Origin of the sequence: Congregibacter brevis (assembly GCF_045689245.1) — a bacterium.
GTDB classification, from domain to species: domain Bacteria; phylum Pseudomonadota; class Gammaproteobacteria; order Pseudomonadales; family Halieaceae; genus Congregibacter; species Congregibacter brevis.
Genome location: NZ_CP136865.1, coordinates 2,510,385 through 2,535,989, shown reverse-complemented (window position 1 = coordinate 2,535,989; position 25,605 = coordinate 2,510,385). Strand labels below are relative to the sequence as shown.

General features: G+C 52.8%; 28 protein-coding genes. 19 read left to right on the top strand and 9 right to left on the bottom strand.

Translation table 11 applies throughout. The features are described 5' to 3' along the window. Positions 1-57: 57 nt before the first annotated feature. Entirely contained in the window at positions 58-408 is a 351-nt protein-coding gene (locus tag R0137_RS11205; RefSeq protein ID WP_407326501.1) for a cupin domain-containing protein, read from the bottom strand. A 177-nt stretch (positions 409-585) separates the two neighbouring features. On the opposite strand from R0137_RS11205, the gene R0137_RS11200 reads away from it, so the two are divergent. Together R0137_RS11200 and R0137_RS11195 are read left to right on the top strand one after the other, a co-directional pair. Next, on the top strand, positions 586-2,172 hold the full coding sequence (locus R0137_RS11200) for a phytoene desaturase family protein (RefSeq protein WP_407326500.1): 1,587 nt from the start codon (positions 586-588) through the stop codon (positions 2,170-2,172). A 7-nt stretch (positions 2,173-2,179) separates the two neighbouring features. Next, the gene (locus tag R0137_RS11195; protein WP_407326499.1) at positions 2,180-3,907 is read left to right on the top strand and encodes a sodium:solute symporter; all 1,728 of its coding nucleotides are present in this window, start codon (positions 2,180-2,182) and stop codon (positions 3,905-3,907) included. Positions 3,908-3,919: 12 nt separating this feature from the next. Here the strand turns inward: R0137_RS11195 and R0137_RS11190 are convergent, their stop codons facing one another. Together R0137_RS11190 and R0137_RS11185 are read right to left on the bottom strand one after the other, a co-directional pair. Continuing rightward, positions 3,920-5,128, bottom strand: coding sequence for an MFS transporter (locus tag R0137_RS11190; protein ID WP_407326498.1), 1,209 nt, complete (start codon positions 5,126-5,128; stop codon positions 3,920-3,922). Next, positions 5,118-6,704 carry a phytoene desaturase family protein gene (locus R0137_RS11185; RefSeq protein ID WP_407326497.1) on the bottom strand — a complete coding sequence of 529 codons (1,587 nt, stop codon included), beginning with the start codon at positions 6,702-6,704 and terminating at the stop codon, positions 5,118-5,120. Before R0137_RS11185 ends, R0137_RS11190 begins: the two co-directional genes overlap by 11 nt. Positions 6,705-7,114: 410 nt before the next feature. Here R0137_RS11185 and R0137_RS11180 point away from each other — a divergent pair, with 410 nt between their 5' ends. The 16 genes from R0137_RS11180 to R0137_RS11105 all read left to right on the top strand — a co-directional run bounded on the left by R0137_RS11180 (position 7,115) and on the right by R0137_RS11105 (position 18,925). Continuing rightward, positions 7,115-8,386: a tyrosine-type recombinase/integrase gene (locus tag R0137_RS11180; RefSeq protein ID WP_407326496.1), complete on the top strand. Its 1,272-nt coding sequence runs from the start codon at positions 7,115-7,117 to the stop codon at positions 8,384-8,386. After that, positions 8,383-8,928, top strand: a complete 546-nt coding sequence (locus R0137_RS11175; RefSeq protein ID WP_407326495.1) for a hypothetical protein — start codon at positions 8,383-8,385, stop codon at positions 8,926-8,928. The genes R0137_RS11180 and R0137_RS11175 overlap by 4 nt, the downstream gene beginning before the upstream one ends. Before the next feature lie 63 nt (positions 8,929-8,991). Beyond that, positions 8,992-9,189, top strand: coding sequence for a helix-turn-helix transcriptional regulator (locus R0137_RS11170; RefSeq protein WP_407326494.1), 198 nt, complete (start codon positions 8,992-8,994; stop codon positions 9,187-9,189). A gap of 119 nt (positions 9,190-9,308) precedes the next feature. Then, the gene (locus tag R0137_RS11165; protein WP_407326493.1) at positions 9,309-10,328 is read left to right on the top strand and encodes a bifunctional DNA primase/polymerase; all 1,020 of its coding nucleotides are present in this window, start codon (positions 9,309-9,311) and stop codon (positions 10,326-10,328) included. A 119-nt stretch (positions 10,329-10,447) separates the two neighbouring features. Next, positions 10,448-10,720: a hypothetical protein gene (locus R0137_RS11160; RefSeq protein ID WP_407326492.1), complete on the top strand. Its 273-nt coding sequence runs from the start codon at positions 10,448-10,450 to the stop codon at positions 10,718-10,720. After that, complete coding sequence (locus tag R0137_RS11155; protein ID WP_407326491.1) at positions 10,717-10,908, top strand: hypothetical protein; 192 nt, start codon at positions 10,717-10,719, stop codon at positions 10,906-10,908. The genes R0137_RS11160 and R0137_RS11155 overlap by 4 nt, the downstream gene beginning before the upstream one ends. Then, positions 10,905-11,147 (top strand): hypothetical protein, encoded by a 243-nt coding sequence (locus R0137_RS11150; RefSeq protein WP_407326490.1) that lies wholly within the window; start codon positions 10,905-10,907, stop codon positions 11,145-11,147. Before R0137_RS11155 ends, R0137_RS11150 begins: the two co-directional genes overlap by 4 nt. Further along, positions 11,140-11,349 carry a hypothetical protein gene (locus R0137_RS11145; protein WP_407326489.1) on the top strand — a complete coding sequence of 70 codons (210 nt, stop codon included), beginning with the start codon at positions 11,140-11,142 and terminating at the stop codon, positions 11,347-11,349. The genes R0137_RS11150 and R0137_RS11145 overlap by 8 nt, the downstream gene beginning before the upstream one ends. Then, positions 11,346-11,579 (top strand): hypothetical protein, encoded by a 234-nt coding sequence (locus R0137_RS11140; protein ID WP_407326488.1) that lies wholly within the window; start codon positions 11,346-11,348, stop codon positions 11,577-11,579. The genes R0137_RS11145 and R0137_RS11140 overlap by 4 nt, the downstream gene beginning before the upstream one ends. Beyond that, positions 11,572-12,264, top strand: coding sequence for a hypothetical protein (locus tag R0137_RS11135; protein WP_407326487.1), 693 nt, complete (start codon positions 11,572-11,574; stop codon positions 12,262-12,264). Before R0137_RS11140 ends, R0137_RS11135 begins: the two co-directional genes overlap by 8 nt. Further along, positions 12,254-12,715, top strand: a complete 462-nt coding sequence (locus tag R0137_RS11130) for a hypothetical protein (protein WP_407326486.1) — start codon at positions 12,254-12,256, stop codon at positions 12,713-12,715. The genes R0137_RS11135 and R0137_RS11130 overlap by 11 nt, the downstream gene beginning before the upstream one ends. A 137-nt stretch (positions 12,716-12,852) precedes the next feature. Further along, positions 12,853-15,348, top strand: coding sequence for a phage tail tape measure protein (locus tag R0137_RS11125; RefSeq protein ID WP_407326485.1), 2,496 nt, complete (start codon positions 12,853-12,855; stop codon positions 15,346-15,348). Then, positions 15,345-15,863 (top strand): hypothetical protein, encoded by a 519-nt coding sequence (locus R0137_RS11120; protein WP_407326484.1) that lies wholly within the window; start codon positions 15,345-15,347, stop codon positions 15,861-15,863. Before R0137_RS11125 ends, R0137_RS11120 begins: the two co-directional genes overlap by 4 nt. Next, complete coding sequence (locus R0137_RS11115; protein ID WP_407326483.1) at positions 15,850-16,491, top strand: hypothetical protein; 642 nt, start codon at positions 15,850-15,852, stop codon at positions 16,489-16,491. Before R0137_RS11120 ends, R0137_RS11115 begins: the two co-directional genes overlap by 14 nt. A gap of 144 nt (positions 16,492-16,635) precedes the next feature. Then, on the top strand, positions 16,636-17,109 hold the full coding sequence (locus tag R0137_RS11110; protein ID WP_407326482.1) for a hypothetical protein: 474 nt from the start codon (positions 16,636-16,638) through the stop codon (positions 17,107-17,109). Beyond that, positions 17,063-18,925, top strand: coding sequence for a phage terminase large subunit family protein (locus R0137_RS11105; protein WP_407326481.1), 1,863 nt, complete (start codon positions 17,063-17,065; stop codon positions 18,923-18,925). Before R0137_RS11110 ends, R0137_RS11105 begins: the two co-directional genes overlap by 47 nt. 4 nt (positions 18,926-18,929) lie before the next feature. Here R0137_RS11105 and R0137_RS11100 read toward each other — a convergent pair whose 3' ends face one another. The 4 genes from R0137_RS11100 to R0137_RS11085 all read right to left on the bottom strand — a co-directional run bounded on the left by R0137_RS11100 (position 18,930) and on the right by R0137_RS11085 (position 22,010). Then, a complete protein-coding gene (locus R0137_RS11100; protein WP_407326480.1) occupies positions 18,930-19,334 on the bottom strand; it encodes a hypothetical protein in 405 nt (134 codons plus the stop codon). After that, positions 19,331-19,858: a TIR domain-containing protein gene (locus R0137_RS11095; RefSeq protein WP_407326479.1), complete on the bottom strand. Its 528-nt coding sequence runs from the start codon at positions 19,856-19,858 to the stop codon at positions 19,331-19,333. Before R0137_RS11095 ends, R0137_RS11100 begins: the two co-directional genes overlap by 4 nt. Continuing rightward, positions 19,855-20,787, bottom strand: a complete 933-nt coding sequence (locus R0137_RS11090; RefSeq protein ID WP_407326478.1) for a hypothetical protein — start codon at positions 20,785-20,787, stop codon at positions 19,855-19,857. The genes R0137_RS11095 and R0137_RS11090 overlap by 4 nt, the downstream gene beginning before the upstream one ends. A gap of 113 nt (positions 20,788-20,900) precedes the next feature. Beyond that, positions 20,901-22,010 (bottom strand): hypothetical protein, encoded by a 1,110-nt coding sequence (locus R0137_RS11085; protein WP_407326477.1) that lies wholly within the window; start codon positions 22,008-22,010, stop codon positions 20,901-20,903. Positions 22,011-22,563: 553 nt separating this feature from the next. Between R0137_RS11085 and R0137_RS11080 the strand changes: the two genes are divergently transcribed. Beyond that, complete coding sequence (locus R0137_RS11080; protein WP_407326476.1) at positions 22,564-23,067, top strand: hypothetical protein; 504 nt, start codon at positions 22,564-22,566, stop codon at positions 23,065-23,067. A gap of 200 nt (positions 23,068-23,267) precedes the next feature. Here R0137_RS11080 and R0137_RS11075 read toward each other — a convergent pair whose 3' ends face one another. Both R0137_RS11075 and R0137_RS11070 read right to left on the bottom strand, forming a co-directional pair. Further along, the gene (locus R0137_RS11075) at positions 23,268-23,423 is read right to left on the bottom strand and encodes a hypothetical protein (protein WP_407326475.1); all 156 of its coding nucleotides are present in this window, start codon (positions 23,421-23,423) and stop codon (positions 23,268-23,270) included. A gap of 361 nt (positions 23,424-23,784) precedes the next feature. Beyond that, positions 23,785-25,095 carry a hypothetical protein gene (locus R0137_RS11070; protein ID WP_407326474.1) on the bottom strand — a complete coding sequence of 437 codons (1,311 nt, stop codon included), beginning with the start codon at positions 25,093-25,095 and terminating at the stop codon, positions 23,785-23,787. Between the last annotated feature and the right edge of the window lie 510 nt (positions 25,096-25,605).

Sequence of the window (25,605 nt, the reverse complement as noted above, 5' to 3'; positions counted from 1 at the left end):
TAACCCCTGGGCACGGTGCGTATGGACCCCACCCCTTGATATAGCCCGCCACCACTGTCAGGCCGGCAAGATCATCATGTAGACCTTGCGCACCTTTTCTATGACCTCTGCGGTGCCCTTCCAGCCGCGGGGGAAAACCCAACTGTCACCGGCGGTTACTTCGGTGACCTGGCCTGACTCAGAGGTAAACTTCCAGTGGCCCTCGACGAGATGGCAAAACTCCGTAAGATCGAGATCAAGTTCCATGGTGCCGGGCTCACACTCCCAGGTCCCCGTGATCATGTTGCCTTCACTGTAAAACCCCTTGTCAGTCTGCTTAGGCAGTGGGCCAACAGGCTCACCAAAGCTCTCACAGGGCTCGAGATCAGTTAGTGCCGCACACTTCTTTTGAACGCTGATTTCCGGCATAAATTTACTCCTTGGATTGTTTTTCGGAAAATACTCGGTGGCGGTGCCATGAGCATCACTACGCACGGTGATATGGTGCAGCAGTGGATATACCCTGAGCTTCCTAGCCCATCCGCTCGGAGGCCCGTGTGAATCGCTCTACCTAAACTCGAATGATCGCAACAGGCATTGAGGCTCATGAGAGATAAAGCATCATCAGATGTCATCGTGATTGGCGCCGGCCATAACGGCCTGGTGTGCGCTGCCTATCTCGCCCAGGCAGGCCTGTCCGTGCGGGTACTGGAAGCGCGGGACCGTATCGGCGGCGCGGCTCTGACAGAAGAATTCCATCCCGGGTTCCGCAACTCCGTCTACTCCTATTCGGTGAGTCTTTTGCACCCCAAGGTGATCAGGGATCTGCGCCTGGAAGAGAACGGTCTAGAGATCATGGAGCGCCCCGCCGGCTCTTTAAGCCTCTTGCCCGACGGGCATATGCAACTCACCCGCGACGGCGTGCAGGCACATCGGGAAATAGCTCGATTCTCCAAGCGGGACGCCGAGCGTATCGACGCCTTCGAAGATCAGATAGGCGTTGTCGCGCGCGCCCTTCGCAGCTTGGCTACGCAGGCACCACCTAACTTCGGCGGCGGCTGGCGGGATATTCTGTCCTTACTCAAAAGCGGAAATCAGCTACGCAAGCTCGATAGCAAGCACCAAATTGTTCTTACAGAGCTCATGACCCGTTCTCTGGGAGACCAACTCGATGCCTGGTTCGAGGGTGAGCCCCTCAAAGGATTGCTGGGGTTTGAAGGTGTCATCGGGAATTTTGCCGACCCCTATGAAGCCGGAACCGCCTACGTACTGCTACACCACGCCTTTGGCGAGGTTAAAGGTAACGCCGGGGCCTGGGGCATAGCCCGGGGCGGCATGGGCGCTATCTCGGACTCCATTGCCAATGTCGCTCGCGAACACGGTGTGCAGATCGAAACGGACTCGCCCGTGGCAAAAATCATTAGCGAGAATAACGTGGCCCGCGGCGTGGTCACCGAAGACGGGCGCGAGTTTCATGCCCGCACCATCGCCGCGAATGTGCATCCTCAGCTCCTGCTTACAAAACTTCTCGATCGCGGTACTCTCGACGAAGACCAGCAGCGGCGTATTGATGCCTATCGCAGTCACTCGGCGACCTTCCGAATGAACGTTGCCCTGTCAGAGTTACCGCGATTCTCAAGTCTGCCAGCCGATGATGACTTTCATTTTATGGGCGCCATCGAGCTATGCCCGTCTTTAGATTACATGCAGCGGGCCTACCGCGAGGCTAAGGACGAGGGCTGGACAAAAAACCCGATCATCTCCATGCAACTTCCCAGCACCCAGGACGACACGCTCGCTCCTCCCGGTGGCCACGTAGCAAGCCTGTTTTGCCAGCACTTTCAGCGCGAGTTACCCAACGGTCTCACCTGGGACGATGCGAGGGACACAGCGGCAGACGCGATTATCGACGCTATTGATGCTCACGCGCCTAACTTCAAGGCGTCGATTTTGGGCCGTCAGATTAAATCTCCATTGGATATTGAACGGGATCTGAGCATGGTTGGCGGTGACATCTTTCATGGGACGCTGCACCTAGATCAATTCTATGCCATGCGACCGATTCCCGGCTTAGCTGACCATCGTATGCCGACAAAGGGCGTGTATCTCTGCGGGTCCGGCGCGCACCCGGGCGGTGGTGTCAGCGGCCTGCCGGGCCACAACGCTGCCGCCGTCATTCTTCGAGATCGCTGAGCCCGCCGTGGATCTGTATACCACTACCATTGCCATCAGCGTACTGCTGTTTATTGCTATCGGCAGCTACGCGGGACGCAAAGTAAAGAATATCGATGACTACTTTGTGGCGGGGCGTCGGGCGCCAACCTTGCTCATTGTCGGCACTCTGGTTGCCAGCGTGTTTAGTACCTCGATTTTTCTCGGGGAAGCCGGTTTCACCTATGACGGACAGCTCGGCCCCTATCTCTTGCTTCCGGGCATTGCGGTCACTGGCTACGTCTACGGTGCGCTATTTTTCGGAACATTTTTGCGGCGCAGCCGGGCGTCTACCGTGGCCGAGTTTTTTGGACAGCGCTTTGCGAGTCACAAAGTGCAGCAGATCTCGGGAGTCACCATCGTCCTTGGATTGGGTGGCTATCTACTTGTCGTCACACAGGGGGCAGCGATACTCATCTCGGACCTGACCAATATCAGTTACAGCACGGCCGTGGTTCTCGCCTGGATAAGCTACACGGGCTTTACGCTGTATTCAGGATCCCGGGGCGTGATCATCACCGATACGCTGATGTTCTTGCTTTTCACAATCGCGACGATTGCCTTCGTTGGGTATTTGCTCAACGGTCTGGGAGGTTTTGAACACACCATCGAAGAGCTCACGCGGCAGAACGTCAAACGCGATATTACCGCGTGGCATGGCACCATCGGCGAAGGCACCGAGTGGCCCAACGCCTGGGATTTTCTTATTTGGCTGGTAATCATTGATCTGGCCTGGAGCATCGTCTACGCCGTCAGTCCCTGGCAATCCAGCCGTCATCTCATGGCCAAGAATGAACACGTGGTGCTACGCGCGGCGATTTATGCCTGCTTTGCCGTCATTTTTATGCAGATTCTTATTTACGGTGCCGGGGGTTTTATCAACCTCGCGAAGTACGATATCGATCCGTCCGAAACGGTGATGTTATGGGCCGCCAAAAACCTAGTACCCCCGCTTTTGGGGGCGCTGCTACTTTCCGGGATTGTAGCCGCCGCGCTTTCGTCGGCCTCTACCTTTCTTTCGCTGGTAGGGTTTAGTGTCAGCAATGATCTATTCAGCCACCGGGGCCCTGTAAGGCTCGGTACCACTCGAATACTCACGGGCATAGTCAGCCTGACAGTACTGGGACTCAGTCTTGTGCTGCCTCCCAACGTTTTCTGGATCATGCTGTTTATTGGAACCGTATTCGCCTCCAGTTGGGGACCCGTTGGATTTATGAGCATCTGGAGCCGGCGCATTACAGCTGGGGGGGCCTACTGGGGCATGCTTGTGGGACTGCTCGCCAACATCATTCCCGCCGGCCTGAATTACCTAGGCCTTATAGTTTTGCCAAGCTACTTTGAGCCGGCATTGCTCGGCACAGTCGCCGGCATTGTTACAATTTGGCTCGTATCCCGCGGTTCAGAGCCCTCGACAGAAGAGCGGCACTATCTTGAAAAACTCCACGACACTCCAGCCGAAGACCGGGATAAGAAACAAACCCGCATCACACTCATCGCACCAGGTCTGTTAGTCGCCTATGGCATGACCATGCCCTTCCTGCTCCTGCACTACTACGTAGCACCCTTTCAGCGCGGTAAAGGCAGCATCCTTGCCGACGGCAACCTGAATTGGAGTGAAGCCGAACCCTGGATCGCCTTTGGTCCTGCCGCTCTGTTCATACCTCTGGGCTTAATCGCTGGCCTGACTATTTGGCGGCGATACCGTCCAGAGCAGTAGTTTTACAGTTGCTCACGACTTCTCCCCATGGAAGCCGTGATTACCTCCCATAGCCGACTGACTGAGACGCTGGTAGGCAAGCGCGTAGACTGCAAACGCAGCTAGCGATGCCAAAGCGCACATGAAAAATATGCCGGAGTAACCAGCACCCAAGGCCAATAAAGAGGCGGCAAGGTTGGGACCAACAATCTGGCCCAGACCCTGGGCGGCGGGCATCAGCGATGCAAAACGACCATTCCCGTCCACATTCGCCACAGACCCCATCTGATAAACATCGACAAAAATCCAGAGAAAGTTGAAGGCATAGAGGCTGATGAAAAACCGCGGCTCGTTAATACCCGCGATCAGCATCCCCGCAGTGGCTGCATGCAACAGCAGGGTTGCCAGGAGCGGTCTGGCCAAACCAAAGCGGTCTGACAGCAGCGTAGCGAATAGGCAGCCCAGCACCGAGAAAAACGAGACCCAAATGAGTACGTTCGACACCCACTCTTCGTCTAAACCCGCATCCGCTGAAGCGAGTTCGATGTAGGTCCAGTAAGCGCCGATGTTCACGTAGGTCAGCGCCATCGCTGCAAGACACAGCCAGGGCACAATAGGAGGCACCTTGTCACCACGCACAGATAGTGGTGAATGTGCCTTCAGCATCGACGACAGTACCGGGGCCGGGCGCGCAGGAATCCATAAAAGAAACAGCAAAGCCGGGAGATAGCTCATCGCAAACAGCTTGTAGATATCTTCCATGGCCAGCCTGGGCAACAGATACAGCTCACCCGCCTGCACAAAGGCAAAGGAAAATAGCAGATAGTTGAATGCCCGGGCCGCACGCTGGCGCCCGCCGAGGGTGGCGACAGCGATACCGGTCACTACGCCACTGGCCATACCCGCAAAAAAACGCAGCCCCAGGGTGGCGGTGTAACTCTGCCAATAAACACAGGCCAGATTGGCAAGGATGGCAGCTAAAATCGCCCAGACCAGCAACCAGCGACGATCTACTCTCGCCACCAAAAGCGCCGCCAGCATCGCACCGACAGACAAACCACCAAGATCAGCGCCGGCTACCCGGCCAACCTGAACCTCGGAAAACCCCAGAAGCTCGCTCCAGGCGGTACTGATAACGGGAACCCCGGCAAGCACGCTGTAACCAACGATGGACAAGTAAAGCCCCGCTGCAAGGGACTGCCAGCAGTCAAAAACAGATTCGGAAGGCGTATCATCGATCACGAAGAATCCGCTGCGCCGCGTTATGGCCGGGAGCGCCGGTAACACCGCCCCCGGGGTGAGCACCAGATCCACAAAGATATAGTCCCTCAACAGGAGTCGCATACTGGGCCGACTGTGGATGCGGCCGCATGCTCCAGAGCTGATCCGGCTCTAGGCGCCCGTGACAAATATCCCCCCGAGTCATACCCAGAGTGCGCTCCAGATCCAGAGGTGTCATGCACTGTGTGCTAACCAAGATATCCCGAAGGTTGGGAATGAACTTCTCTACGTGTCTGAGGATACTCTCTACCACTGCAGGCTTCTCTGAATCCCAGTTTTTTCCGTCAGCCAGATCGTAGGGCATGTATTTACAGAGTAGGCTCATGACGTGATGCCCCGGCTCATCGGTCAGGCCATCGTCCAAACTGCTGGGCATGATCGCTTCGATGATCGGAGGATCCGCGGGGCGTCCGGCTTTAGCGCTGTGATAAGCCTGGTTCAAGTGCTCCTGACTCTCAATCAGCGTGATGCTGGCGCGGTGCTGAGCACCCAGCTCTTTACCGGGGATAGCCGCAAACTCCGGCACGCCCGATAGCGCGAGATTAATGCGTAAAGAAGCCGATTCCTGACGGAAGGCCTTGATATCCCGAGTGAAGCCCTCAGAGAGATGTTCTTCTCCGAGCAGCTTCAGAAACGTACGGTTGGGATCTGTATTCGCCGCTACCACCGCCGCGCGGATCTTTTCTCCGGACTCCAGAGTAACTCCGGTAACAGCAGCTCTCTGCATGTTGATACCCGCTACTGCCGCATCTGTGCGGATTTCCACGCCACGCTCAACGGCCGCATCCGCCATAGCTCGTGTGATAGCCCCCATGCCCCCACGCACGATTCCCCAAGCACCCTTGCGACCTGCAATTTCACCCACGGCGTGATGCAGCATGGAGAGACTTGCCCCAGGTTGGGTCAGCGGCGCAAAGTTCGCCGGCATGATGTGCGCAGCGACCATTGATTTAACCTTGGGACTATCGAACCAGCGCTCAATGATGGTTTCGGGTGCACCAACAAAAAACTGCATAAGGCGCCAGCGGGACTCTTCGTCCAAACGGTAGACGTCGGCACCCAGGCGAAGGCCCGACAGTATGTCGCTGATGCCGTTCATCGCCAGCTTGGGGGGCTCTCGCAGCCACTGCTTGGCAAGAATTCCTCCCACTTGCTCAATAGATTCATCGAAGGCGAGATAGGCGTCGTAGTCCGTCGCCGAAAACTTGGCGAATTCAGCTCGATCATGGGCGTCATCGCCATTCAGTAGTAGGTAGTCGCCGCGACTATCGAGATACAGAGAGTGGTCCAACAGAATAGGCTCGTAACCAAAGCGCTCGAGCTCGAGGTCACGCACAATTTCCGGGCGCAGAAGGCTAACGACATACGAGAAGATGGAGTTGCGATAGCCTGGATAAAACTCCTCCGTAACAGCCGCACCGCCAACCACACCGCGCCGCTCAACGACGCAGACACGCATACCGCCCTGTGCAAGATAATTTGCTGTTGTCAGGCCATTATGGCCTGCACCGATAATGATGGCATCGTAGTGTCGCATGAGAGGAACTCTAACCCGCTTCGGAATAATCTCAAAAGAGCCTATCCGATCTTCAGCAGAGCTGAGTTCATTGCCTATACGGAAGGAGAATAGCGCCTAAGATGGGTGAGGCACGGCAACCCCTAAAAGAGGGGAAGTATTAAACTGCGGGAGACGTGATCCATAGCGTGAGCATAAAATCTGAACCGCTATACGTCTTCGTCGACCTTTCGACGTGTTAGGGAGCGATCTAGTAAACCACGCAGCTGATTTTTGATGGTGCCCGAGGCCTCCTCCATATTGCTGTAACATCACGTAGCATGAAATCGCATACACCACTTGTATAGCAGCATATAACGCAAAACCATTGTACACCCCCGTAACACCCTGTAGCATCCCATAACAATTTTTATATAGGGAAGATAAAAGGGATGCCAAGGTTAGCGCCTGAATTATCGGACTCACAGGTACGCAGACTCCGCTGGGGTAAGGTTCAGAGCGGCCCCAACAAGGGTAAGCCCTGCCCTAAGCTGCACGCTGTAGGCGGAGTTGGCGGCCTTTACCTTAACTGTTCGCCTCCCGTCACTGAAAATAGCAAAACCTATGCCCGTAGTTGGATTCTAAAGACTCCCGTTGGCAATAAGCTGCCAGAACTAGGGCTGGGCCCCTATCCTGAGATAACACTCAGCAAGGCTAGAGACAAAGCGAGAGAGGTTAAAGAGAAGATTCGCGAAGGTTTCGACCCTCTTAGCCAGCGGCGACAAGCCAGGTCAGAAATACTGAAGGCACAAGCAAAGTCAGTCACGTTCAAACAACTGGCAGAGCGTTACATTGCAAAGAAAAGCCGAGAATTTAAGACCGCTAAGCAAACACAAAAATTGCGATCCCACCTCGAAACATACGCCTATGGACATATCGGGCGGCTTGTAGTCGAGGATATCGAGCGAGCGCACATCATAGCCATGCTCACCCCAATATGGGAGACAAAGACAGAGACCGCCAAGCGAGTAAGAGCCACCGTTGAGCGGATTCTGGATATGGGTGGGGCAGAAGGTATACGAACGGGAGACAACCCCGCACGATGGAAAGGCAACCTTGAGCTGACGCTTCCGGCCCCTGACAAAATCGCGAAAGTTAAACACCTAGCAGCGATGCCCTATGCCGAATTGCCTATGTTTATGGGAGAGCTATGTAAGCGTTCAACCATAGGGGCAACCGCTCTGCGCTTCGGAATACTTACGGCTGCACGCTCAGGTGAGATACGCGGCGCAACTTGGCGTGAAATAGACCTCGACGCAAAGGTCTGGACCATACCGGCTGATCGCATGAAGAACGGGCGGACTCATAAGGTACCGCTGACTTCTGAAGCTAAGAAGCTGCTGAGGGCGCTGCCTAGGGACAACGAGCTGGTGTTCCCCTCCCCTACAGGACGCATGCTCAGTGATATGACGCTGACAAAGGTTCTCAAAGACATGGGCCACAAGGTAACGCAGCATGGCTTTCGGGCCACGTTTAGAACATGGGCACAAGAAGAAACGGAATATGCAGAAGAAGTCTGTGAGCTGGCGCTCGGACACGTAAATAGCGACGCCACAAGGGCCGCTTACGCTCGCAGTGAATTGCTGGATAAGCGCAGCCTGCTGATGACCGACTGGGAAGAGTTCTGTCACGCCACAGCCAGCACACGGGGGCAAAATTTATGAAGCCAATGACGATACGACAGCCCTACCAACCAAAGGGCACCGCTGGGCATACCGTCGAAGAATGGATCACCATGTCATCGGAGGACAAAGCAAAAGCGAGGGTCGTGGAAATGCGGCAGACCGCTGAGCGCTGGGCATGGATTCATTGGCGTGAATCCATGGGCGTACCGGCGACGGTTGTAGCGGACGCGCAGAGCTTACTTGCTGCCTGTGACAGGGCTTTACAGGCACTACAAGAGAATAGCGCCGATGCAATCATCGAATGCATGGATGCCACTGCCATTGCCGCAGAGCTTAATCGCTGGACCGCGATTCAGGCCGCCTTGACGGAGAAGAAAAAAGGAAATGCCCACCGAGTTCTCGGCAGCAAATCGTCGGCTGAGCAAAACGCGCAGAAGGCTGAAAAAACACGACAACGGATTGTAGAACTTTGGAACGAAAGCAAGCTGCCAGAACGCAACCGAGCGTCGGTTATTGCTGAGAGAATTGGCATTAGTCCAAAACAAGTCCGCGAACACCTAAGAAAAGCGAACCTGCGCTAAGCGCCCCTCCGCTTCACTCCATATTCTTACGTCATCGAATGGCGTTAGACGGAGCGCGAAGCAATGAGTCAGCAACAACCTTACTCCCGCAAATGGGTATCTGATCGGTTTCTCTCCGATCGGTATGAAGTGTCTCGCCAGACAATTTGGCGCTGGGCAAAAATCGGAAAGCTCCCCTCCCCTAGAAAGATCGGTGACAACACCAGTCGTTGGGAACTCGCTGAAGCGGATGCCGCAATTCTTGGCGAAAGCGCCGCATAAAAAACGGCAACCCCGTTTCCGAAGTCACCGTCTTTTTCCAGATCTCCCGCCAGAGAAATCAGAATGCGAATTATACCTGAAAACATAGTTAAAAATGCGCGTTTAGGCATGTGTCACTGATGGGTGAAGTGCTGCCAATCAAATACTGTGATGGTCTAGACGAGCTTGTCGATGCTGGGGCGCGCCTGATACCGCTCAAGGGCAAGCGGCCTGTTAAGAAGGCCTGGACAGAGGCGAAGCTCTATCGCGCTGATACGGCCCGTCAGTGGCTCCAGAAAGGCCAGAATGTAGGCATGGTCACGGGTAACGATTCCGGCGTAGTCGTTATTGATATTGACCCTCGCAACGGCGGCGATCTGAGTCTTTACGAGCTGCAAGAAACAATCGGAGCGCTACCTGAAACACGCACGGTGGTGACTGGCGGCGGTGGCCTTCACTTCTACTTTAAGTGTTATGAAGGCGCAGAGTCCCGCAAGCCTTTTGACGGTATCGACTTCCAGGCTGAGAAGCGCTGTGTCGCTATCCCGCCGAGTGTTCACCCCGAAACAGGTGTGCTGTATGAATGGGGCAACAATCACGACATAGCAGAACTGCCTGAGTCATGGCGTGAGGCTATGAATGGTCAGAACGCCATGCAGACAAAGTTTTCTGATGACGGTGGCGCGATACCCGAGGGCAAGCGCAATCAAACTCTCTTTGACATTGCCCGACTGCTGTTCAAGCGAGGTGATCCGGAGTCTCTAGTCCGCTGCCGTATTGAAGAGGCTAATACAGAGCGCTGTCAGCCGCCTCTACAGCCACCTGAGATTGCGCTGATTGTCGCCAGTGCCTACCAGTACCGAGGAGGCGAAGCATCTCCTTTGAGCCGTCTACAGGCTGCCGTGTGGCGCTGGCCGCTGCCTTCGATCCACAAGCTGACCTTATTGTCGCTAGCATCCTACGCCGACACACAAAGCCTCAAAGCCTATCCAACACAGGGGCAGATAGCCGTGCGCGCTGGGATAACTGACCGCCGTGTCAGAGCCGTGCTCAAGGAGCTGGAAGCACAGAACTGGTTTAGCCGTTCAACTCATCGTCGATCGCAAGGCCCAGGCTTCAATCACAGCTATCAGCTACGCGTTCCAGAGGTGACCCAATGACTCCAAGACCGGAACGACGTTCCGCACCTATCCGAAAGACCGGAAATATCCGACACGAAAAACGTCGAAATCGACCTACTAACTTAGAAGTCTTTATCAGTAAGAGGGAGAAAGGGGATATGGCATCAAAACTCACCGAAGGCCAATTCTTGTATCGAAAGGAAACCCGCATTGCCAAAGACGGTACCCGCTGGACTGACACCTTTCGGCGATCTGTGGATGTAGTGGAAAACACTGGCGTGACTCTCGGGCCGATTCAGAAAGCCTCAGCAATGGAAGGCACAGAACCTTACGACTGGAAACCGTGGGGTGGCGTGTTTGGGAGTGCAACAAAGGTAACGAACGAGAGGTTAAGCAACCTCGATTACAAACCAAAGAGGAACAAACGGTGACCAGTGACAAACTAGATTTTATCGACGAAATGCACGTTCGCTTGGAGGGCCTAAAAGGCATCGCAATCTTGGGTAGCGAGACTTCTGACCCTGGCGTAGGCAGTGCGTTTGTAGCATGCAGCGTCTTAGTAAGTGATATGGAAAAGATACTCGATGACTTCCAAAAGAGAGATGAGGTGGCGAAATGATCTGCACACGTAACGAAGAATCACTTAATTACGCCCGACGCATCGAAGAGCTAATTGGCCGGACTGAAAAGCTGATTCACATTGCGTCAAAGACTGACAACGAATCAGAGCTTGAAGCATTGCTGGAGGGCGCAAGCTCCACCGCCTTCACGGCACAACAGCTAACCGAAGACCTGATCAACAACCTGACTAGAGATGTCGCGAAAGCGGCTGAGTCAACGAGGAAAAACAATGACTGATATTCAAAAAGAGGCGGCAACGCTGGGTTTAATCTGCGCTGATATTGAGATCCTTGCCTATATGGGTGAGCACTTCGACCAACTGGGCCCGCATGAGCATAGCGCGGTCTTCGCATCGATTCGCTTAATGAGCGAAAAAGTGTCGGCACGTCTGGAGGCAATCGAGGTGGGTAAAAAAGAGCAGGAGGAAACGAAGCAATGACCGATGCTAAAAACGAAGTGGCAACCACCAACGTGATCTGTAATGAACTTGCGATTCTCGCTGACATGGGTGAGAACTTCGATCAGCTACAAGCTGATGAGTACAGTGCTGTTTTCTCTGCTATCCGTGCCCTGGTCGATAAAGTAGCAGCCGGATTGAACGATACAGCAAAGCAAGAAAATCCCGACGTAGGTATCCTTATTCACCTAAAGGCCGACGACAGTGAATGATTTACCTGAGCTACTAACTCCTTCTGATCACCCACGCTTCGCTGAGCATCTAAGAGTGTTTTGCGAAGAGAACACTCCTCGCAGCACGCGTGATCTGTCCCTTGCTCCCATTGGCATCACTTCACCCGTCAGCCGCTACGCCATCGAAGCCCACTGGTTGCAGAATATCTGTGAATCACTAACCAAGGATGCACTGCGATACCGCAACTCGGTGGATGCACCGCGGGTGTTTTCCTTGATGTACAGCTTGTCCGAAAACGTCATCTTCTCGCTGGAGTTTCACCCAGAGAACCAGGGTGCTCACACCAGAAGAGTTGTGGACTACCCGGGCCCAAGGTTCCAGTTTGTATCAGAGAACCAGATCGATGAAGGATTTATCATTCACGGGGAAGAATGGGCAGTTGTCGATGACGATCTAGCACCAGCGTATCTGTGCGCAACCAAATCTGTACCACAAGTTTGTGTCGAGGAAGCCGCGAAGATCCTGACGCTGGATGAAGAGCATTCTATGCCAAGGCTTCTGGCAAGGCTGGGACCATCACGGGTGTGCGCCATCTGCCACGACGACTTTGTCTCGGATACAGAGATGCAGTCAGGATTGCACATAGCTTGTGCCAAGCCGTTGGGTATAGAAATCGACGATAGCTTTGCTGCCTTGGTGGAGTTCTATCGCAATGCTGCCTGACTTAGTGCCCATCGACGACGCAGCCTCTTGGCTGACCGCGCGCCTCAGATATCAGGTAAGTACAGACTTCTTTTTGCAACTGAAAGAATCGGGCGCGATTGAGATTGTGGAGGTCGAGATGCGCATTAAAGCTCCCTCGCCACCAGTTTCTCAGACGAACGCCGTTCTCAAGCCTACTAACCTACTACGCAGCCTTTTCCAATATCGCACCGTCGCTTGCATTAAGGCAGAGGATCTAGAGGCACTTGCCTCATCAACACGGAGAAACACACTCACTGAAAAATCTTGGGCATCTATAGTCGCTGTGCTTAGAAGTTTACTACTTGAAGAGTACCCGAAGGACACAGCGCTCATCGCCAGAATTTGTGATGGCTATCCAACACTGCGCGGGGCTGGAGAGAGAAACCTGCAGAAAGCTTTGGCTATCGCAAGAGATCAACTAAAAGTCTGAAGTATCGACCGCAATTGCGGTGCGTCACACCAATGTTCCGACCTATCATCACCTAAGTAATCCGGACGACGCATCGCGCTTCCAACATTGAAACCAGACGTGTCCACAAGGCCAAACCAAACAACTGGAGTACTCAAATGAGTGACGCCCAACGGACAATCGACATAATCTTCAATGGTGTCGACAAGACAGGTGCTGCAGTCAAAAGCACCATATTAAATACACGGAACATATCGAACGGTATTGAATCGGCGACTCAGCCTTTCGCAGACGCGTCGGCAGCAGCGCTTAAGTATGAGGCCGCCCTGCTTGCTACTGGTGCGGCTGTTACTGCGTTTGCCGTCAAGGCAGCCGAAGACTTTGATTCTGGATTTCGCGAGATTGCTACGCTGATTGATGAACCGATCAGCGCATTGCAGGACTTTCGACAAGAGATACTAGACTATGGATCCAGCAGCAGCTCATCTCTGGAGCAGGTAAATAGATCCGTTTACGCCGCTATATCGGCGGGCGTGGATTACACAGATTCACTCGAGGCCGTGCGGATCGCCGAGCAGCTTTCTATCGCTGGTAAAGGCGAGTTAGACGCTACACTCACTCTCTTGGTTTCGTCACTGAATGCGTACGGCTTGAGCACGGACGAAGCTGCTCGCTTCTCGGATGCGCTTTTTACGACCGTCCGACTAGGGCAAACAACACTGCCAGAGCTTAACGCCAGCTTGCAGGCTGTTACCGGCACTGCTGCAACACTGGGGGTTCCTTTTGAAGAGGTTTTGGCCGCTCTCGCTGCTTTGACGGCGTCTGGGACGCCCACTGCGCAAGCTGTTACTCAGATTAATGCCGTGCTCTCTGCGCTCCTGAAGCCCTCCGCAGCCGCCGCAAATGAGGCCGAACGACTCGGAATCGAATTCTCTGCACAAGCGCTCCAGGCTGATGGTTTACAGGGCACATTGCAAAAGGTCTTTGAGGCTACGGGCGGCAATGAAGAGATCATGGCTAAACTCTTTCCGAGAGTTGAAGCTCTGAGAGCTGTTTTCCCACTGACAGGATTGGCCGCAGGTAAGTTTGCGAACAACCTTGCTGAACTGCAAAACGCAGGAGGCGCGACAGAGGCCGCGTACGAAAAGCTTGCCGCAACACTTGAACAGATCGGTGGGCGCTTAGGCTCTTCCTTCGAAGCGTTAGGGGTAGCCATAGGAACTCCATTGCTGGATGACCTAGGTGGCTTCTCGGATGCCCTTGGCAGCGTGTTCAACACCCTTGGAGCGTCATTCACGGAAGGCGAGCTATCGTCGATAGTGACATTCATAGAATCAGAATTCGGACGACTAGAAGACATATTAAGTGGTGTTGCTGAGGCATTACCTGCTGCGTTGGCGCAAGCGGACATCTCAGGCATCACAGAAGGATTAACGACGATTCAGGAGGCTGTCAGTGGCCTGTTCGGTGAACTGGATTTAACCGATGCAAACGATCTAGCTCGCGCTATAGAGTTCATTGCTAATGCGTTCAACGGCCTTTCACAGTTCTCTGGCGGCATCATTAGCTCTTTTGAGGGCGTGGCTACACTAATCGCAGAACTGGCTGAGAAAGCCACAGAGGGAAGCGAGGGACTAAACGACCTGGGGGTTGCGTTCGGCAAGCTCACCCAGCTAAACATCGTCGCCGGTGCATTGAGCGGAGTCACGGATGCACTAGGTTCACTGGCGCTTGTTCTCATCGGAGCCAATCAAGGCAAAAACCTTTTGTCTAGTGTCACCGGGTTGAGTGCTGCATTCACAGCCGCCAGTCCAGCGATCAAGGGGTTTGGTGCTGCTGCCGCTGGCGTTGGTATCGGTACGCTTGCTAACGAAATATCCCGCATCACTACAGGCGAGACGCTATCAAGCAAGCTTGCTGACTGGGCGCTTGAGTTAACCGGCGTCAACGAAAAGGCACGTGAAGCAATACAAGCGGTCACGCTGCTGTCAGACCCAGAGGTAGCTTCTCTAGATCAGGAACTGCGCAGCCTGAACGAACAGATCGAGAAAAGCGGTGAGTTGACGTTCAATTTCGCGACGGGCCTTTATGAGATTGCCGACTCTGCCCCTATCCTTAACGACCTAGACGCTGACTGGGGATTGATAGCCGAATCGACAGACACCGCGGCTTCCTCCGTCAGTAAACTAATTGAAGAGACCGAGAAGATTTCATTGGATGAAAAACTCGCACTCATTGAAACGAGCGCGGCGATTGCGACTGCACAGATACAAGCAGACGCAACAAAAATAAGCTCTGCCTTTGACTCTATTGGCGTAACGATTGACTCAACAAGCCAGTCAATCACAGACCTCTCCGGCCTCCTCGGCGACGACAATATCTCGAAGTTCGACAAGTTTGATATTCGCGATCAGATTGAGGAACAAGCCGATTTACAGCGCGAAGCGGCAAAGACTCAAAAGCGACTTACTGACGCGCAAATACGTGAGGCAAACGCTAGGGCTGATGCATTCCGAAATGGCGGAAGCTTGATTCAAGTCGACGGAGCAGGATTGCAGCCCCACTTGGAAGCAATCATGTTTGAACTGCTTGAATCTATTCAGGTACGTGTAAATGCAGAGGGATACAACCTTTTGCTGGGAGCAGATCGATGAGTGCGCACCCGCTTGAGGTGTACCAGCACCTAATCGAAGTCGGCGTACTTCTCGATTACACAGTGAGTCAGTCATCGGTCGACCTCAGCCGAGTGGGCGAGCTCAAGAGAATGGCCCTTGAGGCAGAGAGTGCGCTGGAGGAGTTCATAGCTCGTTCGGATTCAGATCCAGTCCAGCTTAGAAAAGTCGATGACGCTGTAGCTAGACACATAGAGCTTCATACAGTCGCTGCGATTGACGAAGTATCAAAAACGTTGAAGGACTCAATATTGAGTGCGTCTGCTGCACATCCAATCATTCGAGAGAGCTCAACCAAGCGCGCTGTATCCAAAGCTCAAGGTGATCTTGCAACTCTAGTAATGCAAGCGGAGGTTGATGCCCTCAATCTGGGAGCAACGCTTGGCGATCTATCGAGAACGTTAACCGTTCTAATGACGCCCGAGTGGAGATCCTTCAGTAAGAAAACCTACATCGCTAATCTTACGGACAAGGAGACTGCGAATGCCATTCGTTAGCTACGGGGTAGAAGTCGACCAACAGCAGCTCAGTGAGGCGATAAGCTACTTTGAGTTTGTTGGAGGTCAGACAGAAGATGCGATTCGTATCGGTATCAATAAAACCGGACCGAAGGTCAAGACGCTGGCATCAAGGGAGATACGGGGCGAACTAAGGCTAAAGGCGAGCTATGTTAACGGCAGGCTCTCCTTCACAAGAGCCTCGAGGTCTAACCTATCTGGCCGGATCTCAGCTAATTCTCGAGGCATTTTGTTAACGCGGTTCAGCACGAACAATCAGATCAATGGCGACAAGGTCAGTTGGTTTAAGCCACCCCTTAATCCACCCAACGGCATTCGCGTAAAGGTAAAGCCGAAGGGGGCAAGTCAGCTCGTCAAAGGTGAGCCTGGCGAAATTCGAGGCAAGCCGTTCTACATGATCTTACCCAACAGCCGCGCACTTGCTATTGCAGGTCGACGCGCAACGGTAGGCACTCGCGAAGGGAAACTGAAAATCTTCTACGGCCCTTCAGTGTCGCAGACCTTTGATACCTTGCGCGGGACCATCGTCCCTGAGGCCACTAACGTTTTCCAATCACAGCTGCTGGACGCCATGCGCTTTGTACTGGCGAAGAAGTTTCCAAAGTAATGCCCGCACATATCAGAGAACAGATCTTCGAAATGCTCACGTCTTTCCAACAGAAAGAACGGGTCCTTCCTAGCGTTCTACCGGAAGGGTGGCGTGGAGCGCAATATTTGGCCATATATGACCCCCTTAAGGTGAACCACACTGATGCTGCTTTCAATCACTGAGCTCAACAACATTACAGGCATCGATCGACGCCGAATCAGAAAGGTTCTTGCCGACCAGCCGCAAGAAAAAGGACCTAAGGGTGCCATCTGCTATCAATCAATAGATGTGTTGCCCCTGCTCTACTTGGTGGACAACGACAAACACGACCTTACCGAAGAACGAGCACGACTGGCTCATCACCAGGCAAATTTGGCAGGGTTCGACGAGGAGGTTCGCAAAGGAGCCTTACTTGAACGAGAGGACGTCGTTAAAGAAGTGACCCAAGTACACGCTAACTTTCGAGCAAAGCTGCTCAACATACCTCCGAAGATGTCCACGATCCTCATAGCGCTTAGTGACGTAAACGACATTGAAACAGAGCTGAATTCCGTGATCTGCGAAGCGCTGGAAGAGCTACACAATCAATATGCTGTTCATCCACGAGACGATACGAGCGATCAAGCCGCCGCCTAGGCTACTTGTTAGTGAATGGGCTGATTCGTATCGACAACTGTCGAGTGAAGCCAGCGCAGAGCCTGGGCAATGGCATACGGCCCGTGCGGAGTACCAACGCGGCATCATGGATGCTGTCACCGAACCTGGCATTGAAACCATTGTGTTCATGAAGTCAGCTCAGGTAGGCGCTACGGAGCTCCTGAACAACATTGTTGGGTATCACATCGCGCAAGACCCTGCGCCAATGCTTCTGTTGCAACCAACGCTGGAGATGGCCCAGACCTGGTCCAAGGACCGATTGGCTCCGATGGTGAGAGACACACCAGAACTCGCAAACAAGATTGAAGTCAGTAACCGAAGGTCCAGCGGCAACACGCTAAGGCACAAGGTCTTCCCTGGCGGGCACATAACCATGGCGGGAGCTAACTCACCCGCCAGTCTGGCCTCGCGCCCCATACGCATAGTGTTGTGCGACGAGGTGGATCGTTATCCCGCGTCTGCCGGTGCCGAGGGTGACCCCGTTAACCTTGCCAGAAAGCGAACCACGACGTTTTGGAATCGGAAAGTGATTCTCACGAGTACTCCCACGACCAAAGGAGTGTCTCGCATTGAGCGAGAGTTTGAGCTATCTGACCAGCGACGCTACTTCGTCCCCTGCCCCGACTGCGGCCATATGCAGCACTTCCAATGGAGTCAGGTCGAGTGGCTGAAGGACAGTGAAGGGCAGGCCCTACCTGACACAGCTCGCTATTGTTGTGAGCAATGCTCTTCGTTATGGGACGACGGTCAGCGCCTCGGTGCCATCAGACGCGGTGTATGGCGCGCTACAGCCTCCTCTAATACACGAGCAGGATTTCACCTTAATGAGATGTACTCTCCGTGGGTACCCTTAGAAAAGCTCGTGAGAGGCTTTCTAGAGGCCAAGGGCAATCCTGAGACGATGAAGACATGGGTGAACACTTCACTGGGCGAAAGTTGGGAGGAAGAAGCTGAGGGCGTTGACCAATTAGGGATCATGAATCGCCGAGAATCTTACGTCACCGACGTTCCAGCAGGCGGCCTTGTTCTTACCGCTGGAGTTGACGTGCAGGGAGACCGACTCGAATACGAGGTAGTCGCGTGGGGTCATGGCGAGGAAAGCTGGGGCATTCAAAACGGTGTCATACCTGGCGACCCCGCGTTACCTGATGTTTGGCGGGATTTAGATATGCTGCTTGAGCAAAATTGGGCACATGAAAGTGGTGGCACGTTAAACGTCGCGGCAACCGGTATAGATACTGGTGGGCACCATACACAGATTGTCTACGACTACTGCAGAAAAAGGGCTCACAGGCGTGTCTTTGCGCTGAAAGGTGTTGCAGGGTCAGGACGGCCCGTAATTAATGTCTCACGGCGTAAAGCTGGAGCTAAAGCGCGAAACGTCGACCTCTACCAAGTGGGGGTAGATGACGCTAAAGGGATTACATTCGCACGGCTGCGAGTATCAGAGCCCGGGCCAAGTTATTGCCATTTTCCAGAGTCCTATCAAGAAGAATATTTCCTCCAGCTAACCGCTGAGAAAGTTGTCACTCGCTTTCACAAAGGCTATCCCCGCAGGGAGTGGATCAAAACACGCGCAAGGAATGAGGCACTGGATTGCCGTGTCTATGCGTTTGCGGTGATGAAGGCTCTCAACCCTGTATGGAGCTCTCTTGAGCGTCGGATAACCACAAAAAACCGCACTCCGGCAAAGCAAACTGTAGAGCAACACGAGCAGAGCATTACAAATCAAACGCTAAAGCGTCGTCGAGCGAGACAACATCCTGCAAAGAAAAACTGGGTGACAAATTTCTAGTACGTTAATAAGGGGCAAGGAGAAACAAGCAGCCAAGCATCATAAGAACAGGCCCATAAAATCCAAGCACAACAGGTGAAAACACTGCAGAATCAATCGTGGATTTAGTCGAGTCTACTAGGGATGGATTCATATCATAGTCCATCTCAACCTTTTCCTCAGCGACAAGCGAGTAGAGCTTTCTAAACCTCCGCTCATCACGTAGGTACCGGGCGTCCAGCCACAAAAAGGAGAGCACAGGAGCGGAAGCGAGTAAGCAAAGGTTTGAATTCTCTATAGCCCACGCGGTGGCAACAAGCGCTGAAACAATAGCGATGCACCACGCCTTAAACTGGAAAGAGTTAGCAGCAAGCCGGCTTATCACCCCTTGAATCATTTGAAGATGGGCGACTTTGTCATAACCCGTCATCTGCTTGCCTTCTCTTCGACCGCACGGTCGATCCACGAGTTGATGTTGAGCTGTATGTCACGCAGTGGTGCGTACGGATCGGGGGTGTAGACAGGCACAAATTTATCGAGAGGCTCGTTCGTGATGTTTAGGCGAACATTTGCAAAGGGATTAGCCCCTTGTGAACACACGCCAGTCCGAGGACAGTTCAAAGCATTGATGTGGATTCCAAACAACCCTCGCTTTTCATTCCAAGCTTTTACAATCTCGTGCTCGACCCAACGTCGTTCAGCTGTGCGACGGCCAATAAGCACAATCACACAACTCTTGTATTTCATTTGAGTATCGATCCATTGCTCGACCGCTGTATCGCCACCTCTTTGAACTTTTTCCCACTCGTTCGGAGAAAGCAACGGCTTATCCTCAAGCGCACCAATCTGACGGATTTGGCTAACTCGCATCACATCCACCTGGTAATCGAAACTCAAGAAAACAGGCTTTCTTGTTTGGGGAGACACACCTCGAGTGGAGAACAAGCCCGTCATTTTAGGTCCTCGGCTAGAGAGAAATACTTCGCGTATTCTGACATATCACCGAGCTCTACCGTCAAGGCTTCGAGCTCCATTGTCGGCGAATCGGGTACCCAAAGAGCGCGAATCTCAGACTGATAAGCATACTTGAAGTGCTTTATTACTGGGATCAAAAGATCTTTTTCTACGTTCGCCAAGGGATCAACATACTCAACAGGAGTAACCAGATAGGTAAACCCTTGCTCTCCCAGCTTTCGATCTACTGCTGAACTCAGAAGAGAAAAAAAAGCGTCAGTATCCTCAATAAGGATAGCCGAATCATACTTAAAATCTGCGAACAATCGGGGACTGTATGCGCCCGCAAAGCACTGTACATAGTAATTAGTCAGCCCTTGGACACGCCATTCAACATCACCTATCGGCTTCGTCTTTCTTCCATTTGGAAGAGTTATCTCCACCTCATCGCCGAACATTTGATAAGCAAAATCTAGCTCATTGTCTAGGATCGCAGCATTCAGTGATGGGTCTCGGTAGGTGGATGCTGGCGCGACCCGGAATATGCCGTCAGTGAAGGCCGGTCGCAGAAACTCACGGCTACCCAATTTTAATATGCTGCCTTCAGGCATTCGCCAGTCCGACCCAAAGGTTTCAACCGCACTTGCTACGTAATGATTGTTCGGAGATGGAAACCCTGACCGACGAACTCCTACAGTATCAATCCCTATATTCCGTATTCGCAGCTCCTCGAGCACTTCGGTCCAACGTCTAAGCCAAAAACCGTCATCCACACTCGGATTCCGAAGCGAAACCCTCCCCTCGGCGGTGACTTCACTAGCGTTGTTAAAGACATGTCTCGTCCGGTCTTTTACTGCCTCATCAGTGAGATTCTTCATGTACCGACGCTGCCTATAGTCATGCTGCCAACGCTCATAGCGGCGTTTCATTTATCTCCCGACAAACTTTTTAAGGCCAATAGGATGCAGCCATCACTGCTCAGTCGATGTGCCTCAGACTCTGAGAGTGACGACTCCTTGATTGTTGCCCAACTGCAAGGCACCTAGCCAGGACACTCATCTGGTTTAGCCAAACAAACAACCAGCCGCTGTTGCTGATAGATCAGGTCTGCCTCCGCTTTGACCTCCGCAGCCTGCTCGGATGTCGTTTTCGAACCTAGTGCTTCAAGTACAGGGGTAAAACCCGCCGCAACGGATGAACCGGCCCCTCCACCAGAATACTTTAAAGACGATACTCGCCCAGAATCGGAAAGCGTCAGCTCAAAGACATTCTTTCCAAAAACTGGTGCTGACTTGATAGGAAGAGCGTACAGCACCCCATGCTGAGGTATGTCAACCTCAGCTATGTCGGTCCACTGACCTACACGTCGATTTACAACAAATGTAACTTCGGCTCGTGTGGGCTCGCGAAGAATCACCATGTTTGGATTCTCGGCACCCAATGAAGCAGCCAAAACGTTAGCGGCCAACGCGTCGTGCATCGATGTCTCTCTATAGCGATGAGGCACAGTTACAGTCTTCGTGGCGTCGATATCGACTCCAACGTCTCCAAAAATCGGCGCCACCTTTGCATACTGGTCGGGAGAGAGTCGATCCTGCTGTAGTCCAAATGATGCTCTATTGCTGGCAACGTCAGTTGTACCGTAATGAACAATGGTGAGTGACTTCTGGCCGCCAGAGAGCATTGTGGCGAGTTCTTGGCACGCAGTTATCACGATGGGGTCATCAACCTCACGCCCCCCTCGCTTCATTTTATTGCTCAAACCCGCTGCTTGAAGCACATCGACCAGGCTTTGAACAAGCGTACCTCCGCCCCCTTCTTGCTCCGCATTGATAGATTTCAGCCTGCCATCATCGTGGAGCTTGAGAGTAGCTGTGCCAGAGCTGTACCAAGCATCTAGGACGCCGATATCAATGGCATATTGGTGGCCGAGATCGGCGCGGTAAATCGGTGTGAGTTTTGCGCTGGTAACCACGTAGGGGACATTGGTGGAGCTGCATGACGCTGTCTGCGTTACCGAAAGCGCGAGCTGCACCTGAGGGAGATAGTAAGAAGCAGTCACTTCAGGCAGCGAGCTACAGGCGGCCAAGACAGCCGAAGCTATAATAACGGCGCCGGTTCGAGCCAAACAAACAGCCTTAATTTGAGTCATTCAATGATCTCCGAATCTGTTAGGAAGAGCCACAGGCCTCTGCAATCGGAATTACTATCCGGCAAGCGGTTTGTATCACAAGCGACAATGCACTGCACTTGGCGAGCCCGAGCCCTCAAAGATGGACAGTCTTTGTCTTTGAAGCAAACGTCGCACGCAAAAACGTTCAACGCCGATTCATAGCCCTCGATCGAGTATCGCATACCTCTCGCGAACGTCGTCGCCGGCACATCCTCTATTTGAGGCCGGAGAAACACAACAGCCTGAAGAGCCCTGATCCTTAAGTCATCAGCTGCTCCAACGCAAACATCTTTCCATTGGTCTCAGATACACCTCAACTGAAGTCCTCGGCAAAAACCAATCTGGATGCGATGAGAGGGGGCCGGAAACCAACGAATGTGCCGTCGAAGAACAGCTCGGACGCTTTAGGCATTTAGGTCTCCCAACCCAAGCCCTCACTGTGTGGCGTATGGCAGGCCACTAAACTTGAATTCGAACTACTATCTGATACAGACTTGACGACGTCCATTTACTTGAAAAGACTGGGGTATAAATGTCTGAAGAACTGGTGGAACTTCTGTTTAAACAAAACTTCTTGGCCAGCGTCGCGGCAACCTTCAGTGCCGTAGCCGCGCTCTTCGCTCTCCTCGTCAGCTATTTGAGCTTCAAGCTCACAACAAATATCAAGAGGGCAGATATTCATTCGCGCTTTCAATCCGATGTGCGAGCAATACAGCAAAAACTACCTTTGGGGGTGAACACGCCGGAAGCTTGGGTGCCCTCCGAAGAAGAGAAGCGATCGATAAGGCTCTATTGGTACGTGGTGTTTGACGAGTGGCTAGTGACTCATGTGGAGGACAAGTCGTTGAAAGGACTCTGGACCGACTACTATTCCCGAGGAGTTTCGTCAGCCCTTAAAAATCGACACTTTGTTGAAGACATTAAAAAATTCTTTGACGGCGAGTCAGCACTCTTCGGACTTCGTTCAGAATTTCGCGATGAAGTTAACCGTCTTTATGGGCAATACCACAACGGAAAGAAACTGATCGTTGACTGAGACTCAGCAAGCTCATATCTGGAGAATCGTGAAACACCGAGGAGGAATTTTGGACGTGATGTGGACTTGCCGTCGCCATCACTGGTAACCCATTGCACCGAAAACTTCGGAAATTGGCGCGCCCAGAAGCACTCACGGCTTCTGCACGCATGGAGCCAGCGGCGGAAACACGGGAGCACACGCTGTAACACTGAGCTCCGTCACTCCGACTTAGCACCCTCAGTCGAAATCCCAACAGCTCGGCCACCGCTCATCTCAGTCCTGCGATGAATCCAGCCTAGCGCGATGTTCTTCTCTACGTCGGCCCGCTCCAAGTCATCGAACACCAGCAGCGCAATCTCGCTCAGCTTCTCCACAATTCGATTCTTGACCGAAGTTGAGAATGCCGACGCTAGCGAAGCTGATAAAGTTGTGAATAGCTCTTCTGCACCAGCAATACTGGCAAAGCTAACGGCGGCTTTGTGCCAGCTATGGTCATTAGCTCGGGATGGTTCAGCGCGGGAAGGCTATAGTAGCTAAAGACCGCCTTCGCCTACTCCGAGACATTAGGATCAAATTGGAGCGAAGTCCGCTTTGCGCCCTTATCCGACGGAAGGGATCTGGTAGCTCGGCTTCCACGACCGACTCGCGACAGATTCCTACGCAGGATCGAGAGTAAGCCACTCCCATATCCCCGCTTTCTCTTTACAGAATAACTGAGCATTAGAGAGTTCGGGCTCAGGAAGAAGCTCGCATCCGAAGCGTGCTGGATGAGATGCATTTTTTTGCAATCCAGTCCGCGATCTTCTCATGCGCCTCGGCAGTATGTTGAATTGAATGTCGTAGACTTTTACCCTGTATTGCCACGAGTTGAAATTCTGGATCATCAACATCAGGAAGCGGCTCAGCGTGAATTTCTACTCTCCAAGCCACGCTTAGGTATTCCATGCCAAATGCTGTTTGGGCAAACGCCTGCACAAGGCTCAGTGTTATCCATGCAATACCGTAAAAAACCACGGCCCCGAAGATTACGTCAAAAGCCGAAATGGCTCGGGCTGCATCGTCTGGGCCAAGGAAGTGATCCAAAACGGTAACGCCTGTTGAATAAAGCAGGAATGCTAAAAGAGTAACGACACCTCCACACGTCGAGATCCAGCGCACCCAGAGAGCCCAACTATCTAAACCTTCGCTTTTGACAGTCCAAGGCTTGCTCGCTGCCTCCTTGACTACCCATTCGAACACATCATAGGGCAGAGCTATCAATCTTCTTATGAAATTTTCCAGTAGCTGTAACATTGAGGCGGCTCCAAGTACGATTGACGCCTCGTCCGCCACCGCCCTTAGAACTAGAATAGAAGTTGGGTTTATCGATTTTGACTCACTCGCATCCACTAGCCGATTGCCTGCCTTTGAATTAGAGGCATATATCGTTTTTCTTAACCAGCGATCTGACATCGAGTCAGAGTCAAATACAATACTTGAACCAAGCCAACATGAAATAAGGCCAGCGAGGGACAGCCAGACGTTCAAAGAGACAAGTCCCGCAAACCCTGCTACCAAAAAAAACACGCCAAGAGCGTAAAACGCAAAGACGCCAAACGCTTTGAAGCAACCAAAGATGAACCTATCAAAATCGGAAGCGCTTCTTCGATCGAGAACAATAAATGGTGTTGCAATCGTCACCAAGCCAACAGGACGTTTGCCATCGCTGATTTTTCGCAACGCCTGCATAGCCACATTGCCGCCGTGACTGTGTGCAACAAGAAAATGCGGTAAGCTAGGGTCATCCCGCTTTACCTTTGCAATCAGTTTACGTAATGCGAGCGAGGCTCTAAATCTCGCGAGAAATGAGTTTCTTCCCGACCACTTAATACTGCTGAACGTTGCGTCAATACCATGAGACCTAAGCTTCTCATCGATAGACGAAGTCACGTTGGAGTCTAGCTGATGCCAACCTGCGGGATTCCTACGAAACAACTTTCGCCAAGAGAACAAGCCATAGGGCCAAGTGCCATGAATCAGCGTTACTTCCACTCTGGTGGAGGGCAAAAGGACAACTCCTCTTCAGCTCTTTCGGTTGGTAGTGAAGATTACGGTCGGAAAAGTACGTTGTTAGCGGCATTTCTGCAATCGGCCGAAAGCAGTTCCAAAAAACACGTAACTTGACCTTCACCGGTCGACCGCTTTGAGGTGTAAGAAGACACGCCTTTAGGGTGAAACAAGGCTGGAATGTACTCCCTCTAAAGACCGTAGTGAGTCGAAAGCCGCCGTAAGCTGACCGCTCCTGACGTTCCCCACGATCCCCGCCGGTGGTGTACTGATCTGTCGCTACTGATGACGATCAGCATCCTACGGCCAGCCCCTGGGGTGCACGAATGGGGCTTGTGGAACCACGGGCGCACGCCTGTAAAAATCGGCGACCTTATTTAGGGTTTTTTATAGGGATAGTGGTATAAATATCGCAAGCTATTGATTTATATCAACTTTTGGTGCCCGAGGCCGGAATCGAACCGGCACGACTGCAATAGTCGGGAGATTTTAAGTCGCCCGCCGCCAACC

What these genes read in the sequence shown, in the direction of transcription:
- R0137_RS11205 (WP_407326501.1), bottom strand. Translation starts at nt 408, where the DNA reads ATGCCGGAAATCAGCGTTCAAAAGAAGTGTGCGGCACTAACTGATCTC.
- R0137_RS11200 (WP_407326500.1), top strand. Translation starts at nt 586, where the DNA reads ATGAGAGATAAAGCATCATCAGATGTCATCGTGATTGGCGCCGGCCAT.
- R0137_RS11185 (WP_407326497.1), bottom strand. Translation starts at nt 6,704, where the DNA reads ATGCGACACTACGATGCCATCATTATCGGTGCAGGCCATAATGGCCTG.
- R0137_RS11180 (WP_407326496.1), top strand. Translation starts at nt 7,115, where the DNA reads ATGCCAAGGTTAGCGCCTGAATTATCGGACTCACAGGTACGCAGACTC.
- R0137_RS11175 (WP_407326495.1), top strand. Translation starts at nt 8,383, where the DNA reads ATGAAGCCAATGACGATACGACAGCCCTACCAACCAAAGGGCACCGCT.
- R0137_RS11170 (WP_407326494.1), top strand. Translation starts at nt 8,992, where the DNA reads ATGAGTCAGCAACAACCTTACTCCCGCAAATGGGTATCTGATCGGTTT.
- R0137_RS11165 (WP_407326493.1), top strand. Translation starts at nt 9,309, where the DNA reads ATGGGTGAAGTGCTGCCAATCAAATACTGTGATGGTCTAGACGAGCTT.
- R0137_RS11160 (WP_407326492.1), top strand. Translation starts at nt 10,448, where the DNA reads ATGGCATCAAAACTCACCGAAGGCCAATTCTTGTATCGAAAGGAAACC.
- R0137_RS11150 (WP_407326490.1), top strand. Translation starts at nt 10,905, where the DNA reads ATGATCTGCACACGTAACGAAGAATCACTTAATTACGCCCGACGCATC.
- R0137_RS11145 (WP_407326489.1), top strand. Translation starts at nt 11,140, where the DNA reads ATGACTGATATTCAAAAAGAGGCGGCAACGCTGGGTTTAATCTGCGCT.
- R0137_RS11140 (WP_407326488.1), top strand. Translation starts at nt 11,346, where the DNA reads ATGACCGATGCTAAAAACGAAGTGGCAACCACCAACGTGATCTGTAAT.
- R0137_RS11130 (WP_407326486.1), top strand. Translation starts at nt 12,254, where the DNA reads ATGCTGCCTGACTTAGTGCCCATCGACGACGCAGCCTCTTGGCTGACC.
- R0137_RS11125 (WP_407326485.1), top strand. Translation starts at nt 12,853, where the DNA reads ATGAGTGACGCCCAACGGACAATCGACATAATCTTCAATGGTGTCGAC.
- R0137_RS11120 (WP_407326484.1), top strand. Translation starts at nt 15,345, where the DNA reads ATGAGTGCGCACCCGCTTGAGGTGTACCAGCACCTAATCGAAGTCGGC.
- R0137_RS11115 (WP_407326483.1), top strand. Translation starts at nt 15,850, where the DNA reads ATGCCATTCGTTAGCTACGGGGTAGAAGTCGACCAACAGCAGCTCAGT.
- R0137_RS11110 (WP_407326482.1), top strand. Translation starts at nt 16,636, where the DNA reads ATGCTGCTTTCAATCACTGAGCTCAACAACATTACAGGCATCGATCGA.
- R0137_RS11105 (WP_407326481.1), top strand. Translation starts at nt 17,063, where the DNA reads ATGCTGTTCATCCACGAGACGATACGAGCGATCAAGCCGCCGCCTAGG.
- R0137_RS11100 (WP_407326480.1), bottom strand. Translation starts at nt 19,334, where the DNA reads ATGACGGGTTATGACAAAGTCGCCCATCTTCAAATGATTCAAGGGGTG.
- R0137_RS11095 (WP_407326479.1), bottom strand. Translation starts at nt 19,858, where the DNA reads ATGACGGGCTTGTTCTCCACTCGAGGTGTGTCTCCCCAAACAAGAAAG.
- R0137_RS11090 (WP_407326478.1), bottom strand. Translation starts at nt 20,787, where the DNA reads ATGAAACGCCGCTATGAGCGTTGGCAGCATGACTATAGGCAGCGTCGG.
- R0137_RS11085 (WP_407326477.1), bottom strand. Translation starts at nt 22,010, where the DNA reads ATGACTCAAATTAAGGCTGTTTGTTTGGCTCGAACCGGCGCCGTTATT.
- R0137_RS11080 (WP_407326476.1), top strand. Translation starts at nt 22,564, where the DNA reads ATGTCTGAAGAACTGGTGGAACTTCTGTTTAAACAAAACTTCTTGGCC.